General features: G+C 38.5%; 19 protein-coding genes. 16 read left to right on the forward strand and 3 right to left on the reverse strand.

The window, feature by feature from the left end; all coding sequences use genetic code 11:
- Positions 1 to 37 precede the first annotated feature (37 nt).
- Positions 38 to 2,245 (forward strand): LTA synthase family protein, encoded by a 2,208-nt coding sequence (locus tag BQ5903_RS04420; protein ID WP_056972573.1) that lies wholly within the window; start codon positions 38 to 40, stop codon positions 2,243 to 2,245.
- 125 nt (positions 2,246 to 2,370) lie between these two features.
- Positions 2,371 to 3,720 carry a glucose-6-phosphate isomerase gene (locus BQ5903_RS04425; protein WP_010498101.1) on the forward strand — a complete coding sequence of 450 codons (1,350 nt, stop codon included), beginning with the start codon at positions 2,371 to 2,373 and terminating at the stop codon, positions 3,718 to 3,720.
- Positions 3,721 to 3,944: 224 nt separating this feature from the next.
- Here the strand turns inward: BQ5903_RS04425 and BQ5903_RS04430 are convergent, their stop codons facing one another.
- Positions 3,945 to 5,186, reverse strand: coding sequence for an ISL3 family transposase (locus tag BQ5903_RS04430; protein WP_079578956.1), 1,242 nt, complete (start codon positions 5,184 to 5,186; stop codon positions 3,945 to 3,947).
- 233 nt (positions 5,187 to 5,419) lie between these two features.
- Here BQ5903_RS04430 and cbpB point away from each other — a divergent pair, with 233 nt between their 5' ends.
- The 3 genes from cbpB (at position 5,420) to BQ5903_RS04445 (ending at position 8,040) form a co-directional block, all read left to right on the forward strand.
- Positions 5,420 to 5,914 (forward strand): cyclic-di-AMP-binding protein CbpB, encoded by a 495-nt coding sequence (gene cbpB / locus BQ5903_RS04435; protein ID WP_010498102.1) that lies wholly within the window; start codon positions 5,420 to 5,422, stop codon positions 5,912 to 5,914.
- Between the two features lie 177 nt (positions 5,915 to 6,091).
- The gene (dapD, locus tag BQ5903_RS04440; protein ID WP_056988080.1) at positions 6,092 to 6,799 is read left to right on the forward strand and encodes a 2,3,4,5-tetrahydropyridine-2,6-dicarboxylate N-acetyltransferase; all 708 of its coding nucleotides are present in this window, start codon (positions 6,092 to 6,094) and stop codon (positions 6,797 to 6,799) included.
- 104 nt (positions 6,800 to 6,903) lie between these two features.
- Positions 6,904 to 8,040 carry an N-acetyldiaminopimelate deacetylase gene (locus tag BQ5903_RS04445; protein WP_079578958.1) on the forward strand — a complete coding sequence of 379 codons (1,137 nt, stop codon included), beginning with the start codon at positions 6,904 to 6,906 and terminating at the stop codon, positions 8,038 to 8,040.
- A 137-nt stretch (positions 8,041 to 8,177) separates the two neighbouring features.
- On the opposite strand, the gene BQ5903_RS04450 is transcribed toward BQ5903_RS04445, so the two are convergent.
- The gene (locus tag BQ5903_RS04450) at positions 8,178 to 9,074 is read right to left on the reverse strand and encodes a mechanosensitive ion channel family protein (RefSeq protein WP_079578960.1); all 897 of its coding nucleotides are present in this window, start codon (positions 9,072 to 9,074) and stop codon (positions 8,178 to 8,180) included.
- 342 nt (positions 9,075 to 9,416) lie between these two features.
- Here BQ5903_RS04450 and BQ5903_RS04455 point away from each other — a divergent pair, with 342 nt between their 5' ends.
- Together BQ5903_RS04455 and BQ5903_RS04460 are read left to right on the forward strand one after the other, a co-directional pair.
- Positions 9,417 to 9,854, forward strand: a complete 438-nt coding sequence (locus tag BQ5903_RS04455; protein WP_010498107.1) for a DUF948 domain-containing protein — start codon at positions 9,417 to 9,419, stop codon at positions 9,852 to 9,854.
- 2 nt (positions 9,855 to 9,856) lie between these two features.
- Positions 9,857 to 10,252 (forward strand): hypothetical protein, encoded by a 396-nt coding sequence (locus tag BQ5903_RS04460; RefSeq protein WP_010498108.1) that lies wholly within the window; start codon positions 9,857 to 9,859, stop codon positions 10,250 to 10,252.
- Positions 10,253 to 10,360: 108 nt separating this feature from the next.
- Here BQ5903_RS04460 and BQ5903_RS04465 read toward each other — a convergent pair whose 3' ends face one another.
- Positions 10,361 to 11,464 carry a M24 family metallopeptidase gene (locus tag BQ5903_RS04465; protein ID WP_010498109.1) on the reverse strand — a complete coding sequence of 368 codons (1,104 nt, stop codon included), beginning with the start codon at positions 11,462 to 11,464 and terminating at the stop codon, positions 10,361 to 10,363.
- Positions 11,465 to 11,673: 209 nt separating this feature from the next.
- Between BQ5903_RS04465 and ccpA the strand changes: the two genes are divergently transcribed.
- The 9 genes from ccpA to BQ5903_RS04510 all read left to right on the forward strand — a co-directional run bounded on the left by ccpA (position 11,674) and on the right by BQ5903_RS04510 (position 17,486).
- Positions 11,674 to 12,684, forward strand: coding sequence for a catabolite control protein A (gene ccpA / locus BQ5903_RS04470; protein WP_010498110.1), 1,011 nt, complete (start codon positions 11,674 to 11,676; stop codon positions 12,682 to 12,684).
- Positions 12,685 to 12,842: 158 nt separating this feature from the next.
- Positions 12,843 to 13,562, forward strand: a complete 720-nt coding sequence (locus BQ5903_RS04475) for a YebC/PmpR family DNA-binding transcriptional regulator (RefSeq protein WP_079578962.1) — start codon at positions 12,843 to 12,845, stop codon at positions 13,560 to 13,562.
- A gap of 200 nt (positions 13,563 to 13,762) precedes the next feature.
- Positions 13,763 to 14,743, forward strand: a complete 981-nt coding sequence (gene comGA / locus BQ5903_RS04480; RefSeq protein ID WP_079578964.1) for a competence type IV pilus ATPase ComGA — start codon at positions 13,763 to 13,765, stop codon at positions 14,741 to 14,743.
- Entirely contained in the window at positions 14,661 to 15,755 is a 1,095-nt protein-coding gene (locus BQ5903_RS04485) for a type II secretion system F family protein (RefSeq protein ID WP_231920919.1), read from the forward strand. The genes comGA and BQ5903_RS04485 overlap by 83 nt, the downstream gene beginning before the upstream one ends.
- A complete protein-coding gene (locus BQ5903_RS04490) occupies positions 15,755 to 16,060 on the forward strand; it encodes a prepilin-type N-terminal cleavage/methylation domain-containing protein (protein ID WP_010498114.1) in 306 nt (101 codons plus the stop codon). Before BQ5903_RS04485 ends, BQ5903_RS04490 begins: the two co-directional genes overlap by 1 nt.
- A complete protein-coding gene (locus BQ5903_RS04495) occupies positions 16,053 to 16,505 on the forward strand; it encodes a prepilin-type N-terminal cleavage/methylation domain-containing protein (protein WP_010498116.1) in 453 nt (150 codons plus the stop codon). Before BQ5903_RS04490 ends, BQ5903_RS04495 begins: the two co-directional genes overlap by 8 nt.
- Positions 16,483 to 16,749 (forward strand): hypothetical protein, encoded by a 267-nt coding sequence (locus BQ5903_RS04500; RefSeq protein ID WP_010498119.1) that lies wholly within the window; start codon positions 16,483 to 16,485, stop codon positions 16,747 to 16,749. The genes BQ5903_RS04495 and BQ5903_RS04500 overlap by 23 nt, the downstream gene beginning before the upstream one ends.
- 1 nt (position 16,750) lies before the next feature.
- Positions 16,751 to 17,176, forward strand: a complete 426-nt coding sequence (locus BQ5903_RS04505) for a type II secretion system protein (RefSeq protein ID WP_231920920.1) — start codon at positions 16,751 to 16,753, stop codon at positions 17,174 to 17,176.
- Position 17,177: 1 nt separating this feature from the next.
- A complete protein-coding gene (locus BQ5903_RS04510; protein WP_010498121.1) occupies positions 17,178 to 17,486 on the forward strand; it encodes a hypothetical protein in 309 nt (102 codons plus the stop codon).
- Positions 17,487 to 17,565: the final 79 nt, after the last annotated feature.

Consider the following 17,565-nt stretch of genomic DNA (forward strand, 5'->3'; position numbering starts at 1 on the left):
GGTATATATAGAGACTTTGAAGGGATTTCGATCTGATTTGAATTTAAAAAAAATTCGTGAGTTTATCAATACTCGGATAGGGTTTTTGAGTCTGCTTGTTGTTTTATTTTGGATAAAAACTATCTTGGTCTATTTGATCGACTTTCATCTGGGGGTCAAGGGGATCTACCAATATTTTGTAATGTTGATCAATCCTTTTGCGACCACGCTTTTATTATTTAGTATAGGTTTATATGTAAAACGGACTTTGCCTTCATATATCACAATGTTTTTGATATACGTTGCAAATACCGCTTTACTGCTATTTAGTGTGATCTATTATCGTGAATTTACTGATTTCATGACGATTAATGTCATTTTCGGTTATTCGGCAGTTTCGCAAGGTTTAAGCGGCAGTTCCTTTGCCTTGTTAAAGCCAGAGGATGTTATTATTCTTGGCGATGTTGTTTTAGTGTTGCTGGGTTTACTGACCAAGCTCATCAAATTGGACAAGCGACCGATCAAAAAGAAATCTGCAGCGGCAATTAGTTCTTTTGCGATTTTTGCACTGATGTTTAACATAGTTTTAGGTGAGATCGACCGGCCACAGTTGTTAACTCGGACATTTGATCGCAATTATCTCGTTAAATATTTAGGAATCGACACTTTTACGGTGTACGACGGTTTGAAGACTGCTAAAAATAATCAGGCACGTAGTCGTGCTGATGGTGCTGATCTCAATAATATCTTGCAGTATACTTCAAACCACTATGCTAAACCCGATCCAAAATTATTTGGTGCAGGCAAGGGTAAAAATATTATTGTTATCCACTTAGAAAGTTTTCAACAATTTTTGATCAATTATAAACTGGATGGTAAAGAAGTTACGCCATTTTTGAATAGCTTATATAATAGCAAGGATATGTACAGTTTTGAAAATTTCTTTAATCAAGTTGGACAAGGAAAAACTTCGGATGCAGAAAATATGTTGGAAACAGGAACATTTGGATTACCGCAGGGTTCACTTTTTTCTGCTTTAGGTACTGATAATACTTTTGAAGGGGCTCCTGCGATCTTAAACCAGGAAGGCGGCTATTCATCCGCTGTTTTCCATGGAAATAATGGCTCATTTTGGAATCGTAATAGTGTTTATCCAAATTTAGGCTATCAAAATTTCTTTGATGCCAGCTATTTTAACCAAGATTCCAACAACTTAAGTGAATATGGCCTGAAAGATAAGTTGTTGTTCCATGATTCGGTTAAGTACTTGGAGCGGCTGCAACAGCCGTTTTATGCTAAATTCATTACGGTTTCCAACCACTTTCCATATAACCTGGATAAAGAAAATACTGATTTTCCAACGGCCGATACCTCTGACAACTCGATCAATAATTATTTTGTTACTGCTCATTATTTAGATCAGGCGGTCGAAGAATTTTTTGATTATCTAAAGAGTTCTGGTTTATATGATAATTCTGTGATCATGTTATATGGAGATCATTACGGTATTTCCGATACAAGAAATGTTAAATTAGCTAAGCTATTGGGCAAATCATCATCCACTTGGAGTGATTATGATAATACTCAGTTGCAACGGGTACCGTTTATGCTTCACATTCCCGGAGAACATGACGGCGGTGTTCAAAAACAGTATGGCGGCGAGATCGATGTTTTGCCGACCCTCTTGCATTTGGCGGGAATAGATTCAAGCAAGTATATTCAGTTTGGAACAGATTTATTTTCACCAGAACATGACCAGACGGTTGCTTTTAGAAATGACAACTTTGTGACACCAAACTATACAGTGATCGGAAATACTATCTATCAAAACGGCACAGGAGATGTGGTAACTCATCCATCAGCGGATGTGAAAAAAGAGTTGCAAGAAAAATCAAGACAGGTAACTCACGAATTAAGTTTGTCTGACTCTTTGAACAATAAAAACCTATTGCGTTTTTACGTGCCAAATGGTTTTACACCGGTAAATCCAAAGGAATATGATTATCAAAATGATTTTTATAAGTTGATCCAAACCGAAAAAAAATTGCAGCAACGATCAACTAGTTTATGGTCGAGGAATCAGGACCATTCGACGATCGATGATTATGATTCGGATGCTCCAGAGTTAAAAAAGACAGATGATAATTCAGCGAATGTTTCAAGTGCTAAGAAAAAAATTACGACCAATAAGAATAAAGATGTCAAAAATGCTAAAGATTCAAGCAGTGTGAAATCCTCTGCCAGTGAAGTCAATGCTTCTGAATAATAGCTTTAGTGAAATTTAAGTAATTTCAATGGAAAATCTTAATTTGTCGTTTTTTATACTTTAAATTATGTGAAAGTGTTGTATAATAAATAGGTAAACAATATCAAAAGTGAGGGGATTTCATAATGGCTCATATTTCATTTGACAGTTCTAATTTAGACAAGTTTGTTCATGAAAACGAATTGGGAGAAATGCAAGCCCTAGTTTCTGCTGCTGACCAGGAATTACGTGATGGTACAGGTGCAGGTAACGACTTTAGAGGTTTCTTAAACCTTCCTAGGGATTTTGACAAGGATGAATTTGAACGCATCAAAAAAGCTGCATCAAAGATCCAATCAGATTCTGAAGTTTTAGTTGTGATCGGTATTGGTGGCTCTTATTTAGGTGCACGTGCCGCAATTGAATTTTTGCATGATTCATTCTTTAATATGCTGCCTGCTGAAAAAAGAAATGCACCGCAGGTCTTTTTTGCAGGTAATTCGATTTCAGGTTCTTATTTGAAGCAATTAGTAGACTTTATTGGTGACCGTGATTTTTCTGTGAACGTGATCTCTAAGTCAGGTACAACAACTGAACCTTCGATCGCATTCCGTGTCTTCAAAGAAAAATTGATCAAGAAGTATGGTGTCAAAGGAGCTAACGAACGGATCTTTGCAACAACTGATCGTGCCCGTGGTGCTTTGAAGACAGAAGCAGATGCTGCTGGCTATGAGTCATTTGTTATCCCAGATGATGTTGGTGGTCGATTCTCTGTTTTGAGCCCAGTAGGTTTATTGCCAATTGCTGTTTCTGGTGCAAACATCGATAAGTTGATGCAAGGTGCAGCGGATGCTCGTGAAGCATATGTAGATGCAGACTTGAATAAAAATGAAGCTTATCAGTATGCGGCTTTACGTAATATTTTGTATCGCAAAGGTTATACGACTGAGATTCTTGAAAATTATGAGCCATCATTGCAATATTTCTCAGAATGGTGGAAACAGTTAATGGGTGAATCAGAAGGGAAGAACGAAAAGGGGATTTATCCTTCATCAGCTAACTTCTCGACAGATCTTCATTCATTAGGTCAGTATATTCAAGAAGGTCGTCGTAATTTGATGGAAACAGTTATCAGGGTTAGCTCTCCACAGGCTGATACGAAGATCCCGGCAGATGAAGAAAATCTTGATGGATTAGAATATCTAAGTGGCAAGACAATGAATTACGTGAATGGCAAGGCCATGCAAGGTGTTGTTTTAGCCCATACAGACGGTAATGTGCCTAATATGATCGTTAATATTCCTGACCAAACAGAATATACTCTCGGTTATTTGATTTACTTCTTCGAGGCTGCGGTTGCAATTTCCGGTTACTTGAACGGCATCAATCCATTCAACCAACCAGGTGTTGAAGCATATAAGAAGAATATGTTTGCTTTACTGGGACGTCCTGGTTATGAAGACCTTACAAAAGAATTAAATGCTCGTTTGAAATAATAATTGAATTTTGAGCTTCGGTTTTAGCTGTGTTAAAATCGAAGTTTTTTTGGGACTTTGTCAAATAGTGTTGATAGTCCTTAGAACTCTATCTTTATGGTAGGGTTCTTTTTATACTGCCATAGCTAGATTAAAGTGTTTGGGTTGGGAGGCAGGTGCGGGTCCGAAGCGTAGCGAAATGGGCCCGCACCTGCCTCCCACAGTGTTGACCTAAATTTTTTATCTTAGGCATGGATCAATTTGATGCGGATAAAGAAATGCCTTAAGTTACTGAATCCGTAACAGCTACGTTTAAGTTCTTTGATCTTGCGATTGATCCCCTCTAACGGCCCATTAGAGTAGTCATAGAGACAAGCGTTCCTGATCCCTAAGTAGTTCTTTTGAATGGTCCTCATGACGGTATCCATTTCAGTACCATTGGGACGGTAGTTCATAACTAATTGTTGTAAAGTAGCCCGATCGCGGTTGCGAATAAAGGTTAAGATCGTTTGATAGGTCTGATAGTTTTCTGCGAACTGTGGAAAATTCTTGAGTCCCAGATCGACCACATTTTGGGCAGTCGTGTATTCATTTAATCCCCGATAATATTTAACCTGGGAGGTCTCAAGTTGATTTTCAGCTAAGTGGAATAAGCGCCAGTTGCTTTTTAAAACTTTATAGTTGCGGTCGTGGTGGTCGTTGATCCCTTTTAAAACACGCAGCCGTTCATGGTCAAGTGCCCGACCCGCTAACTGAACAATATGGAAACGGTCAAAGACGATCAGGGCGTTAGGAAAAAGACGACGGACGAAAGTCTGATACTGCGCATTCAGATCCATGGTCACCAGTTGAACTTTTTGACGCTCAGAAAGTGTATAAGTATTGGTGAAATACTCGCGGATCGTCTGCGAGAGACGATCTGGCAATAAGGTGACCAAATCATGGGTTTTTGCGTCAATGCAGATAAAAGAAAAGCAGTTCTTAGTTGAACGAAATTCGTCAAAACTGAGAGCTGTCGGCAGCTCTTTGGGCGTTACTAAAGCTCGCTGATCCTTATACAAGATCCGTTGAACCGAGGAAGCTGAGATTCCCACGGTCTGGCTGATCGTTTTGACTGGCAGTGAGTTCTTAGCCAAAGTCGCGATTTCGTGGACTGCTTGGCGGGTGATCGAGTGCCGAGGTGGAGCGAGCTGCGTCTGCGCGCTAAAAGTATGGTGGCAAGTTCGGCACAGATAACGCTGTTTACGCAAGTTCATGCGGAGCGGTTGTTCACCTAGGCTGGGTAGTCTCATCTTGGTCAGGCGGGTCCCATTCTGAACGAGATTCGTGGAACCACAATTAACACAGCGTTCGACGGGGTAAGTCAGCGTAGCTGAAAGCAGTTTTTCGTGAACTCCGGCCTGTGAAAAATCAGTACAAGCTGAAATTTTGATATTTGGGTCTTGGATATTGAGTAAATTTAGGATAGAATCAGTTTGGGACATCATTTATACCTCGCTTTGATTTGGTTTTGTCGCTTTAATCGTAGCATATGAGGACAAATGATGTCCTTTTTTGTACAAAAATAGTGCTGATGAACGTTCATCAACACCAAAAAGTTTAGACCCGTTTTTTTACTGCTTATTTTTGAAGTTTTACTCAAGTTATGGGATATTTGTTGTAATTTCCTCTGAATTTAATAAAATATACTTAGCGATCGTAATTCAAGGAGGTAGTTTGAATGATAGCGAAAGCTGTTGAACAGCTAATGGAGCAGCGTAAAGAAAAATTTATGATTCCTGCTGAATTGGTTGCTAATGTACTAGAGAATAATAATTTGGAACATGCATTTCTTGTTTTAACAAAAGTTCGTTACGCTAAGATCCCGGTTTTGGATAGCAAACAGCATTTTAAGGGGTTACTGTCTCTTTCTATGATCACTGAGACGATGCTAGGGTTAAACGGAATTGACCCTAGTAATTTAACTAAACATACAGTTGCTGATGTCATGGAAAAAGATGTGCATACTATTCAAAAGCCTTTTAAGCTAGAGGATATTTTACACATCTTGGTTGATGAAAACTTTGTGGTTGTTGTTGACGAGCAAGAAATTTTTACTGGTATCATTACTCGGCGTGAGTTGCTTAAAAGTGTTAATCACATGGCACATGAAATTGGTAATAATTACGAGATCAAACCATTGATCGAAAAAGCAGATAGTATCCGCTCGAATTGACAAAGTGCGGTTGTTTGAACCGCTTTTAAGATTTGTCAGACCTGTAAGTATGATGTACCTTAATTTGACTAAAAACTACGTATTTATTGAAAAAAGTAAGTTGATAACAAGCAAATTCTAAGCAGTTGTTTATTATATTTTTTACTGACGTATGTAATTTTAATTGGAGGAAGTTAAATGGCAGAGTTAGACGCACAAAAAATTATCGCAACAATCGCTAATTCAGAAAAAAAGACCCCAGTCAAAGCGTATATCAAGGGTGATTTGAAAGACCTGGAGTTTCCTAGTATGATCGATGCGTATGTTGGCGATCAAGCGGGGGTCATTTTTGGAGATTGGGCCGATATCCAAAAATTTTTAAACTCAACACCAGCAATTACTAAAACACAGATAGAGACTAGTGGAAGGAATACTGGGGTCCCTCTAGCAGATGAAAAAAAATATAATGCTCGTATCGAACCGGGTGCCATCATTCGTGATCAAGTGGAGATTGGAGACCAGGCGGTGATCATGATGGGGGCTGTTATTAATATTGGCGCTGAGATCGGAGCGGGAACTATGATCGACATGGGTGCCATTCTAGGAGGGCGTGCATTAGTAGGTAATAATTGTCATATTGGTGCTGGAACGGTGCTTGCTGGTGTTGTCGAACCAGCCTCAGCTAAACCTGTGACGATCGAAGATGATGTGCTGATCGGTGCCAATGCAGTTATTTTGGAAGGAGTAACTGTTGGTAAAGGCGCTGTTGTAGGAGCTGGATCAGTTGTTACAAAGGATGTGGCAGCAAACAGTGTTGTTGCAGGAGTACCAGCTAAGAAAATCAAGAATGTTACTGATGTCCAAGATTCTAAGGTCGATTTGGTTGACGATTTGAGGAAGCTTTAAGGACAAGCAAATATTAAGCCGGATTTCAAAGTCGAAAATTCGGTTTTTTTTGTAATTTTTGATAGAATAGTAACAATCTTTTTTAGGTGGAAGGACCGGTTAGAATGAATAATGAAAAATTGCTCAAAATGTATCGAGATTTACATCAAATTCCAGAAATCGGGATGCAAGAATTTGAAACTCAACAAAAATTATTAGCATTTATTCGTGAAATGCCGCAAGAATTTTTGGAAATAAAAACATGGAAAACAGGGATATTAGTCCATGTGCTAGGAAAAGATAGCAGCCATACTTTGGGCTATCGGACTGATATTGATGGATTACCGGTCACAGAAAAAACAGGCTTGCCTTTTGCCTCGAAACATCCAGGGAAAATGCATGCTTGTGGGCATGACATACATATGACGGTGGCACTTGGGATCCTGAGCAAATTTGCACAAAAGCAGCCTCCTGTTTCACTCACCTTTGTTTTTCAACCTGCAGAAGAAAATGCCAGCGGAGGCATGCAAATGTTTAAAAGTGGAGCATTTGGGGATTGGCTGCCTGAGGAAATTTATGCTATTCATGATGATCCTAGCTTACCCGTTGGTGCCATTGGCTGCCGCCAAGGAACGTTGTTTGCAGGTACTTGTGAGATCCATATCAAGTTCACTGGTCAAAGCGGTCATGCGGCGTTTCCTCAGAAAGCTAACGACATGGTAGTATGTGGAGCAAATTTCGTGTCCCAAGTTCAGACGATCGTGAGCCGCAGGATCGATCCTATTAAAGCAGGAGTCGTGACACTTGGACATATGACTGCCGGTACGACAGGAAACGTTATTGCAGGTGAATGTCAAATTGATGGAACGATTAGAGCCTTAACACAAGACATCAATTTAGAAATTCAAAATCAAGTCGAAAAGATGGCCAAGGGAGTTGCTTATTCCTTTAATTGTAAAGCCGATATCGATTTGCATCAAGGTGGATATTTTCCAGTAGAAAATAACGAACAAACAACAACTGATCTGATCAAATATTTTCAAGACAGTTCATTGCAGTATATAGAAACTGGTCCAGCGATGACCGGAGAGGATTTTGGTTTCCTATTATCGCAGATTCCTGGGACAATGTGTTGGTTAGGAGTAGATTCACCTTATTCCTTACATTCTGATCGGATGGCGCCAAATACCGCTGCAATTAAAGCAGGAGTAACGGGATTCAGTGGATTTTTAAAACATCGAGCACTTAAATTAGCAAAATAGCAGCAGTCGTCTTTTTGACGTAAAAAAATTTTTTCAGGAAAATAAAAATTGTGCCATAAGTGACCTTTTTTCTCACTTTATGACACAATTTTTGTATTAGCATAAGGTAACTTTTAGATCTTTTTTGATGCTATCATTCATTCTAAATTGATCGGTGCTGCAGGGATCTCAAAGCCTGCCTCGCTGAGAGCAGCTAAATAAGCTGCGAGAAATTCACGTTGGATCGAGCCTTGTGCTCCGTTTTTAGTATAAATAGTTACTCTGACAACTAACGTTCCGTTTCCGGGGTCAACGGTCCCTAAAATTTGTGGTGGGATCGTGATCTCGCTGTATTGCGGCGTTAGTCTGTCATTGACCTGTGAAATGATCCGCTCCATCTGGTTGATGTCTTTATTAGGGTCAACACGGATGTCTATTAAAGCACGCATGTCATTACGGGAAAAATTGCTGACGATCGTAATACTTCGATTAGGCACGAAGTGAAGTGTACCGTCGTAGCCTAAGATCTGTGTTGTTCTTAAGCCGATCGCATGGATCGTACCTTGCACAGCTCCCAATTTAACATACTCTCCGACAGAAAACTGTTCTTCCAACAAGATGAAAAAACCAGTGACAATGTCCGTCACGAAACCCTGAGCACCTAAGCCAAGCGCAACACTTAAGATTCCGGCACCAGTGATCAATGTACCAACTGGGATACCTAAAATCGAAAATACAGCATAGAGGTAAAAGAACAAAATCGCATAGTGGAAAATGTTTTGAGACAATGTAAAAATAGTTGCTTTGCGATTTTCTGACAAATGCTGATTATTAGATTTTTTACGTGATTCAAAGCCACGACGAATCAATCTTTTTCCCACAAAATTAACGATAAAGAAAAGCAGGGAGACTAAGACTAGTGATCCTAAAGTTTGCAGAAGGGAAGTAATAGCTTTATCCCAATCAAAATTTTCAATGTAACGTTGAAAAACGTTGAATTTAAAAAAGTTTTTACCCTTAGCGGCTAGAAACCAATTGCTTTGAGCAAAATACAAATGTGTCACTTCCTTTTTTGACTTATACATTCATGATAACAAAAAAAGCTTGCTAGTTTGAAATAATTTAAAGTTAAAATTATTTTTTAATGAAAAAATGTGCTGCCTTTTCCCGAAAATAGAATGAAAAAGGCTCAAGAAATCAGGTTTTTCAGTAGAGATCGTTCAGGATAAAAGAGTTCACTTGAAGTTTTATTCTTGTAATGATATTCTTTAAACAATAAGAATCATTTAAGGTAATAGTCTGTTATTGATTGAGCTGTTGATAGATCATACTTTATTTAGGACAAAGAATAATATGGCTATTGTTTTATGACTTATTTTATTTAGGAGGAAATGATCATGGAAATAACTTTTGGACAAATTGCAGGGCTAATAGCTGCGATAGCTTTTTTGATTTTGGTGATTTATCTTTGTCGTGTTTTGATCCGTTTAGTACAAACTTTAAATGAGGTCAATGACACGGTCAATACCTTGACCAAGGATGCCGATTCGATGTTGGACCAAGTCAATGATTTATTAGATAAGGCCAATGATCTGGTTGAAGATGTTAATGGGAAAGTCAAGACCATCGATCCTTTATTTACCGCTGTTGCTGATTTGAGTGAGAGTGTTTCTGATTTAAACACAGCTGGTAAGGGCGCAGCTAGAAAGGTCGCTAATTCTACGCGTACGATGAGCAATGTTTCGAAATTCTCTTCTATTGCTGCTGTTGGTTCAAAGTTATTCGGAAAACTTAAAAACAGAAAGGGCAAGAAGACTTCTAAGGAGGAAATCTAATTATGAAAAAATCATTTCTAATTGGATTTGGTGTGGGGGTGTCTGTCTTAGCCGGTGCTTATGTGTATTGGCATAGACTGACAGCTTCTCAGCAAGATCAACTAGCCGTTAAGCTAGACGATACATTTGCAAGTGGTCGTGATAAGGCTGCTGATATTGAAGGAAAAGCTGTTGATTTTGCGGGTTCTAATGTTCAGGCAGCTTTATCATCTTTAAAAGACTCAACAAGTAAGCTTAAGGGACATTTAGACTCAGCTCGTCAAAATATGGCAGATGAAACCGACGTGATGCAAGACGATATTGTGATCGACCATCGTTCCGCATTCAGTAAGGCAAAGCAAACAGCTGAACAGGAAGATCTTCATCCTACAGAAAAATTATATCCACATAAAAATTAGTTTTTGAATAGTTCAACATAGTTAGGCTCTCGCACTAGATTGCGAGAGCTTTTTTATTAGTGCAAAAAAATGGAATTGATCGTTAAAATCAATTCCATTTTTGAAATATTATTTAAGTGGTAATACTTGTAATTCTTTAGATGTATGCGTGAAAGGTTTTGCGCCATTTTCTGTGATATGGACACAATCCTCGATCCGGACCCCGACATCTCCGGGAATGTAAATGCCTGGTTCAATAGAGAAACACATTCCAGGTTGTAATTCGAGATCATTACCAGCCATGATCGAAGGAAATTCGTGCTCACTTTGACCGATACCATGACCTAAACGGTGGTTGAAGTACTCTCCATAGCCAGCTTTATCAATAATGTCACGAGCAATTTTATCGAGCTGCGCTGCAGTGATCCCAGGTTTTGCAGCTGCCTGAGCTGTTAATTGTGCTTCTAAACAGACTTTATAAACATCTTGGGCGTGTTGGCTAACCTCACCAAAAGCCACTGTTCTGGTGGCATCAGAAATATAGCCATTATAAACGACACCTAAGTCGAAAAGGCAAAGCTCATTAGGTTTAACATTTACTTTGCGGGGAGCACCATGTGCTTCGGCAGCATTTGCACCACTTTGGATCAACGTGTCAAAACTCATGTGCATGATGCCTTGAAGCTTAAGTTGATATTCGATCTCAGCGACAATGTCTTGCTCAGTTTTACCCTTAGCGAGGGCGTTAAAGCCAATTTCAAAGGCTTTGTCAGCCCATTTACCAGCAATTTCTAAGTCTTTTAATTCTTCAGGCGTTTTGAAGAGTTTTAGCTGTTCAATAAAAGGCGTTAAGTTGCCGTTAAATTCAGCTTGTGGAAACTGTTTTTGGACCGCAGTAAATTTTTCCACCGTTAAATTGTTCTTTTCAATTGCCCATTTTTTGGGAGAGCCTTCTAAGTCAACGATATGGTCATGAATCTTGGCAAAAGCATCTTCGTGGTCGAGGTAACCGAACACAGGGTATTTCCACCCAGTTTCTTTAACTGCTTCGACTTCCAATGCTGGTGCAAAGATAAATGGATCCTTGTCAGGAAAGATGAAAAGTGCCAGAATACGTTCGATCGGATCGCTCGAAAATCCTGTGAAATATTGGATGTTCATAAAATCGCTAACGTAGGCAACATCGTAATCATTGTCGGCTAACCATTTTTGAACGGAACTAATATGAGACATAAAATCGCTCCTTTATTAAAATTAACAGTGTCATTATAACACAAAGAGGTTTTAACTCTTTGAAAAAAGCTGATGAAAACTCATTGAAAATAATTGTCACTTTTTTCTTGAAACGCTTGCATTTTTGCTGAAAGTCTGTTAGATTAGATAATGTTGATTGAAAGTAAAATGAAAATTAAAACATTAAAGAGTAAGAAAGGGACAAAAATATGGATTCAAGAGAAGAAAAAGCAGTTACTATTTCTACAGTTGCTAAAGAAGCCGGTGTTTCCATGGCAACTGTTTCTCGTGTAGTGAATGGTAATCCAAATGTTAAACCAGCTACGCGAAAAAAGGTTTTAGAAGTGATCGATCGTTTGGATTATCGTCCCAATGCGGTTGCTCAAGGTTTGGCAAGTAAAAAAACTACTACTGTTGGTGTAATTATCCCGGCTGTAACTAACGTTTATTTTTCATCTTTAGCACGTGGTATCGATGATGTTGCTTCGATGTATAAATATAATATCATCTTGGCTAATTCAGATGGTAACCACCAAAAGGAAATTCAAGTTCTGAATACTTTATTAGCTAAGCAAGTTGATGGGATCATTTTCATGGGACATAACTTAACTGATGAACTGCGTGCTCAATTCAAACGTGCTAAAACACCAATCGTTTTAGCAGGTTCGGTTGACCAAAAAGACGAAGTTGAAAGTGTTCATATCAATTATGTTGAAGCGGTTGAAAGTGCCATTTCTAACTTGATCAATCATGGCAATAAGCGGATCGCTTTTGTTTCAGGTCCATTATCAGACCCGATCAATGGTGAATATCGGTTGAAAGGTTACAAGAACGTTTTAGCTAAAAATGGGATAGAGTATGATCCTAGCTTAGTTTTTGAAACAGACTATCGTTACCGTTCCGGTGAAGTTTTATGGCCAGCGTTGGCTTCGGCACGTGCGACAGCAGCTTTTGTTGCCGATGATGAATTGGCTGCTGGTGTTTTGAATGGCGCTCGCGATGCTGGTGCCAAGATCCCAGACGAATTTGAGGTCATTACCAGCAACAATTCCAAGTTAACAGAGATCGTTCGTCCGCAACTTTCTTCCATTACTCAGCCGCTTTACGATATTGGCGCTGTTTCAATGCGCTTTTTGACTAAAATGATGAATAAAGAAGAGTCGACACAAAAGACTATCGATTTGCCATATGGCTTTATTAAGCGTGGATCAAGTAAATAATCTGTAAGGCGTTGGGCTTATTTGAGGGGATGGCTATTCTCCGTGAGACCTAAACGCCTTTATATTTGCAAAAAAGTTTGCGTTACCACCTATGATTTGGTAACATTTATTATGGCTATTGCCGCATAGAAATAAATTTTCGGAAAGAGGTATATGAAATGTCAGGACATTCAAAATGGCATAACATCCAAGGTCGTAAAAACGCCCAGGATGCAAAGCGTGGGAAAATTTTCCAAAAAATATCACGAGAACTTTATATGGCTGCAAAGAGTGGCGGTCCTGACCCAGACTCGAACCCACAATTGCGCCTAATGATGGATAAAGCTCGTTCTGCTAACATGCCAAAAGATAACATTAAACGTGCGATCGATAAGGCTAGTGGTGCCAATGGTGCTGATTACGAAGAAATCACGTATGAAGGTTATGGACCTGCAGGCGTTGCATTTTTAGTTCACACGTTAACTGATAATCGTAATCGGACTGCTTCAGCTGTACGAGCAGATTTCAGTCATAATGGCGGGGGTTTGGGAGAATCTGGTTCGGTCAGCTTTATGTTCGACCGCAAGGGTTATATCGCCATTGTTCGTGAAGGCCTTGATGCAGATGAAGATCAAATGTTTGAAGATGTGATCGATGCAGGTGCTGATGACTTGCAAACAGACGATGATGTTTTTGAGATCTACACCGATCCAAAAGCATTTCCAGAAGTTCGCGATGCACTGCAAAAGAAATACGAATTAGCTAGTGCTGAGTTAACAATGGTACCAAAGACAACGGTTGAAGTTCCAGATGATAAGTTGGAAAAAGTTCAACGTTTGATCGATCATTTAGAAGATGAAGACGATGTTTCTGAAGTCTACACATCTGCTGAATTTTAATTATAATAATTGATCTGAGTTAGATGTTTTAGCCAGATTTTAAGTCTCGGACCGTCTCATACGTTGAGAAGGTCCGGGGCTTTTTTTTGCGCTTTTTTCATAGCTTTTGCAGAGCGACTGTCTTGATTTTACATAAATTAAATTTAATAAACGCAGATCATTGTTTTTTGCGTATATGTTTATAGCAAAGGAGGTTCAAGATGAATGAAGAAATTGTGGAACTTTTCGAAGAAGCAATCAGACGACATGTGAGTGACATCTATATTTTACCTAAAGTAAAAGGATATGAAATCAGTTTTAGTACTGCGGCAAAATTTGAGTTTTACAAAAAAATTTCGGCAAATCAAGCAATTCATTTAATAAATTTTTTTAAATTTAAGGCTGATATGAGTTTAAGCGAACGGCGCAGGCCACAACTTGGGGCGTGGACCTATGAACAAAAAGGACATAAAATATTTTGTCGTTTTTCTAGTGTGGGCACTTTCTTAGATCAAGAATCACTGGTAATTAGATTTATTTATCCTAATGATTTTAGAAATGAAAACTATTTTCAACAACAACAATTTTCCCAGATCTTAACTGCTTGCAAAAGGAGGGGACTAATTTTATTTTCAGGTCCAATGGGGTCCGGAAAAACAACTGCTATGTACACTTTTGCACGCAAGTTACAAGCTCAATTAGTTATGACCATTGAAGATCCCGTGGAAATATATGAACCAAATTTTTTACAATTACAGGTAAATAATAAGGCACAAATGACATATGAAAGGCTACTGACCGCGGCGTTACGGTTACATCCTGATGTTTTTGTGATCGGAGAGATCCGCAATGAACAAACTGCAGCAATTGCGATCAAAGCTGCTCTAAGCGGACATTTGGTTTTGAGCACAGTTCACGCACAAAATGTTTATGGCGTGTTTTTACGGTTAATAAATTTAGGAGTTTCTAAATATGACTTGGAACAAACTGTTCAACTGGTTTCATACCAGCGTTTGATCGAGACTACTGCCGGCTCAGCTAAGGTGTTATTTGATCTTTTAACTTTGAATCAAACCTCATGGGATGAAATCAGACAAAACAAGCGGGGTGTTATGACAGATGAGTGGAAGAAGAATCTTACGAAATGTGTTCAAGAAGGAGAAATCACGGTCGCTGCAAAAGAAAAATATTTATTTGGGTAAAAAAGTCACTTTAAAAGAGCAGGCCGCATTCTTCACTTCTTTGGCAGATATGCTTCAAGCAGGTTTTTCTCTAAAAAAAAGCTTGCTTAATGTTAAGCTGCTTGACCCCAAACTGCAAAATAAGGTAGAGAAGATAATCACACAGTTAAGTTTGGGTGCCACATTCAGTCAGACTGTTGAGCCGTGGGTCTCAAAACAAACATATTTTCAAATTAAAATGGCCGAGCAGCATGGAAACCTGGAGCAGGCGATCAAAGAATTAGGGAAGTTTTTATTTCGTCTTAATGAACAGCTTCAAAAATTAAAGGGATTGTTATTGTACCCACTAATGCTGCTTGTTTTATTGGCCGGATTATGTACCTCGATCAAGATCTGGCTAGTACCAAAATTGACTGCTTTTTCTAATGTAGTCGATCCAGGTCAGTCTGTACCTTTTTTTAAGGATCCGGTTCATTTAGTTAAAGGTGCCATAACTATATGCCTGTTAGCGGTCATTATGTATTTAAGCAAGGTAATTCATTGGTGGGTTAAGCAAAAAAGCTTAACTCGGCATGTCTGGTATGCCCAACTCCCTATTTTAGGTCAACTTTATCGTTTATATTGTGCATATATCATCACTTTTGATCTTTCGCTGCTTTTTCAGTGTGGGCTTGATATTCAGCAGATCTGTCTGTATTTGCGAGATTTTAAAAAGAACTCCATTTATTATCAATTAGGGTATGAGTTAGATGCTGCTTTAAATCAGGGAAGTGAGGTTGAAGATTTTATTTTGAGTTATTCCTTTATTCCACATGAACTATTGTTTTTTCTAAATAATGGCGATACTAAAGAGGAAATGAGTAAAGAGTTAGCAATTTTTTCTCAAAATTCTTACCGTAATTTGCTCAGAGGTTCTGAACGATTGCTGACTTGGGTCCAACCGTTATTGTTTTTGGTGATTGCTGCAATTATTATTGGTACTTATTTAGCAATCTTACTGCCGTTATATTCAAGTATTGGAGGGATCTACTAATGAAAAAGAAAAAAGTGCAGGCATTTACCCTTGTAGAAATGGCAATTGTCCTATTCATTATCAGCTTATTGATCTTAATAGTTATTCCAAATGTTAGTAAACAAAGAGGACGGGCAATCAAAATTAATGACCGTGCTTTGCAAACTGAGCTAAATTCCCAAGTTGAATTATACAAAGAAGATCATAATGTTGGTGATTCGACTTCGATAACACTTGATGATCTGAAAAAAAGCGGTTATCTCAGCGATGCCCAGATCAAACAGATCCAAAAGGATGGTTTGCAAATAGGAAAGACTGATGAATAAAAGCTGTTATGGCAAAAAAACGGGTTTTTCATTATTAGAAATGAGTATCGTTTTGTTTCTGATAGCTTTGATTTGTATATTACAATTTGTACCTAGTTCAGAAACGACTAATAAAATGGCAGAAGACGAATTTTGGTTAAATTTTAGGCAGAATTGGACAAGTTTAGTCGTTCGGAGTCATCGCCAAAAGACAGCTGGATTAGCTCTTTTTCTCAACCACTCCGTTCAATTTACAAGCGGGACTGATACGGCCGATAAAAAACAAATCGCTCTGCCAAAAACAATGCACGTTCAAGGCGGAAAAAGAGAGGAAAAGATTTATGCAAATGGAGGAACACAACCTCAAACAATTAAGATCAACTCGGATTTAGGCGGGGCAAGTTATAACATAATTTTCGAATTAGGATTTGGGGGACAGTATCGTGTACAAAAAGTTAAAAACTAGGCCGGCATTTATCTTGGCAGACTCATTGGTCACCCTATGGATCGTGTCGTTGTTCATTTTGATGTATTGTTCCATTGACACGCGTGCTAGTAGACAAGAGAACAGTTTAGTCCGAAAAGTTGAATTATCCAGCCAATTGCTCAGCAAAAGCAATGAACTGTCAGCTAATTCTGATATCACAAATAAAAGAAGTATTGAGGTCAAAAATGGGACACAAACAATGTCAGTGCAAATCAAGAAATAAAGTGGCTGCTTTTACGTTGGTCGAAACGATAATTTCGTTAAGTGTTAGTTTGTTGGCAATCTTTTTGCTAACAGGTTTTCTGTCAAATAGGCGCAAAGAGGGTTCAGTCAGCCAGCGGACTGATCACTTTCAGTTGGTCGCAGCTATTGCCTGCTTGCAATCTGATCAGTTAAATTTGGAGTATCGCAAGTCTGAAGGCGGACAAATTTTATTTTATAGCCCAGAAAAGCAGATGGACTATTCCTTAAAGGTCAGTGGCGACCGCTTGGTCATGTTTGGGAAAAGGGAAGGTTATATGCCGTTATTGTTTAATTTAGATAGTGGCAAACTCTCTTTTTGTGCACCATATTTAAAGATGGATCTCATTTTAAATGGGGTCAAGTATCATGAAAAGATTGCTTTTCGTTCTGCTGAAAGTGAAGAATAAAATGAATAAAAAAATATCTGGAGATCTTTTCTTTTCAGCGTTGATATTTTTAATGCTTGCTGGCACAATGATCGTCGGACAAATTGCGTATTACCATACTAGTGCAACAACATATATCGAAATTATCCAGCAAAATGAAGCTCAGACAATGAAAAATATGGCTGTTGCTAATAATTTAACTGACCAGCAAAAACTTGTTTTTAACTTAGGTCATGCTCAAAGAGACAAAGAAAAATGTATTATTTGGTTAAATAATCAGCAAAAATTTGTCTTTTCGGTCAAGAGTTGGCAAGACGATCAGAAACATTAACAGCATTTGTTGCATTATAATGTTCACAAGAGGCGGCCAAGACTTGAAAATCCTTGAGTCGGTCTGTACACTAAAGTAT

The sequence above is a fragment of the Ligilactobacillus acidipiscis genome (genome assembly GCF_900116935.1).
Lineage (GTDB): Bacteria > Bacillota > Bacilli > Lactobacillales > Lactobacillaceae > Ligilactobacillus > Ligilactobacillus acidipiscis.

Bases quoted from the DNA above. Each gene is read 5' to 3' on its own strand.
- ccpA (WP_010498110.1), top strand. From the start codon at position 11,674: ATGGATTCAAGAGAAGAAAAAGCAGTTACTATTTCTACAGTTGCTAAA.
- comGA (WP_079578964.1), top strand. From the start codon at position 13,763: ATGAATGAAGAAATTGTGGAACTTTTCGAAGAAGCAATCAGACGACAT.
- BQ5903_RS04485 (WP_231920919.1), top strand. From the start codon at position 14,661: ATGAGTGGAAGAAGAATCTTACGAAATGTGTTCAAGAAGGAGAAATCA.
- BQ5903_RS04455 (WP_010498107.1), top strand. From the start codon at position 9,417: ATGGAAATAACTTTTGGACAAATTGCAGGGCTAATAGCTGCGATAGCT.
- BQ5903_RS04490 (WP_010498114.1), top strand. From the start codon at position 15,755: ATGAAAAAGAAAAAAGTGCAGGCATTTACCCTTGTAGAAATGGCAATT.
- BQ5903_RS04430 (WP_079578956.1), bottom strand. From the start codon at position 5,186: ATGATGTCCCAAACTGATTCTATCCTAAATTTACTCAATATCCAAGAC.
- BQ5903_RS04510 (WP_010498121.1), top strand. From the start codon at position 17,178: ATGAATAAAAAAATATCTGGAGATCTTTTCTTTTCAGCGTTGATATTT.
- BQ5903_RS04425 (WP_010498101.1), top strand. From the start codon at position 2,371: ATGGCTCATATTTCATTTGACAGTTCTAATTTAGACAAGTTTGTTCAT.
- BQ5903_RS04460 (WP_010498108.1), top strand. From the start codon at position 9,857: ATGAAAAAATCATTTCTAATTGGATTTGGTGTGGGGGTGTCTGTCTTA.
- BQ5903_RS04475 (WP_079578962.1), top strand. From the start codon at position 12,843: ATGTCAGGACATTCAAAATGGCATAACATCCAAGGTCGTAAAAACGCC.
- BQ5903_RS04445 (WP_079578958.1), top strand. From the start codon at position 6,904: ATGAATAATGAAAAATTGCTCAAAATGTATCGAGATTTACATCAAATT.
- dapD (WP_056988080.1), top strand. From the start codon at position 6,092: ATGGCAGAGTTAGACGCACAAAAAATTATCGCAACAATCGCTAATTCA.
- BQ5903_RS04495 (WP_010498116.1), top strand. From the start codon at position 16,053: ATGAATAAAAGCTGTTATGGCAAAAAAACGGGTTTTTCATTATTAGAA.
- BQ5903_RS04465 (WP_010498109.1), bottom strand. From the start codon at position 11,464: ATGTCTCATATTAGTTCCGTTCAAAAATGGTTAGCCGACAATGATTAC.
- cbpB (WP_010498102.1), top strand. From the start codon at position 5,420: ATGATAGCGAAAGCTGTTGAACAGCTAATGGAGCAGCGTAAAGAAAAA.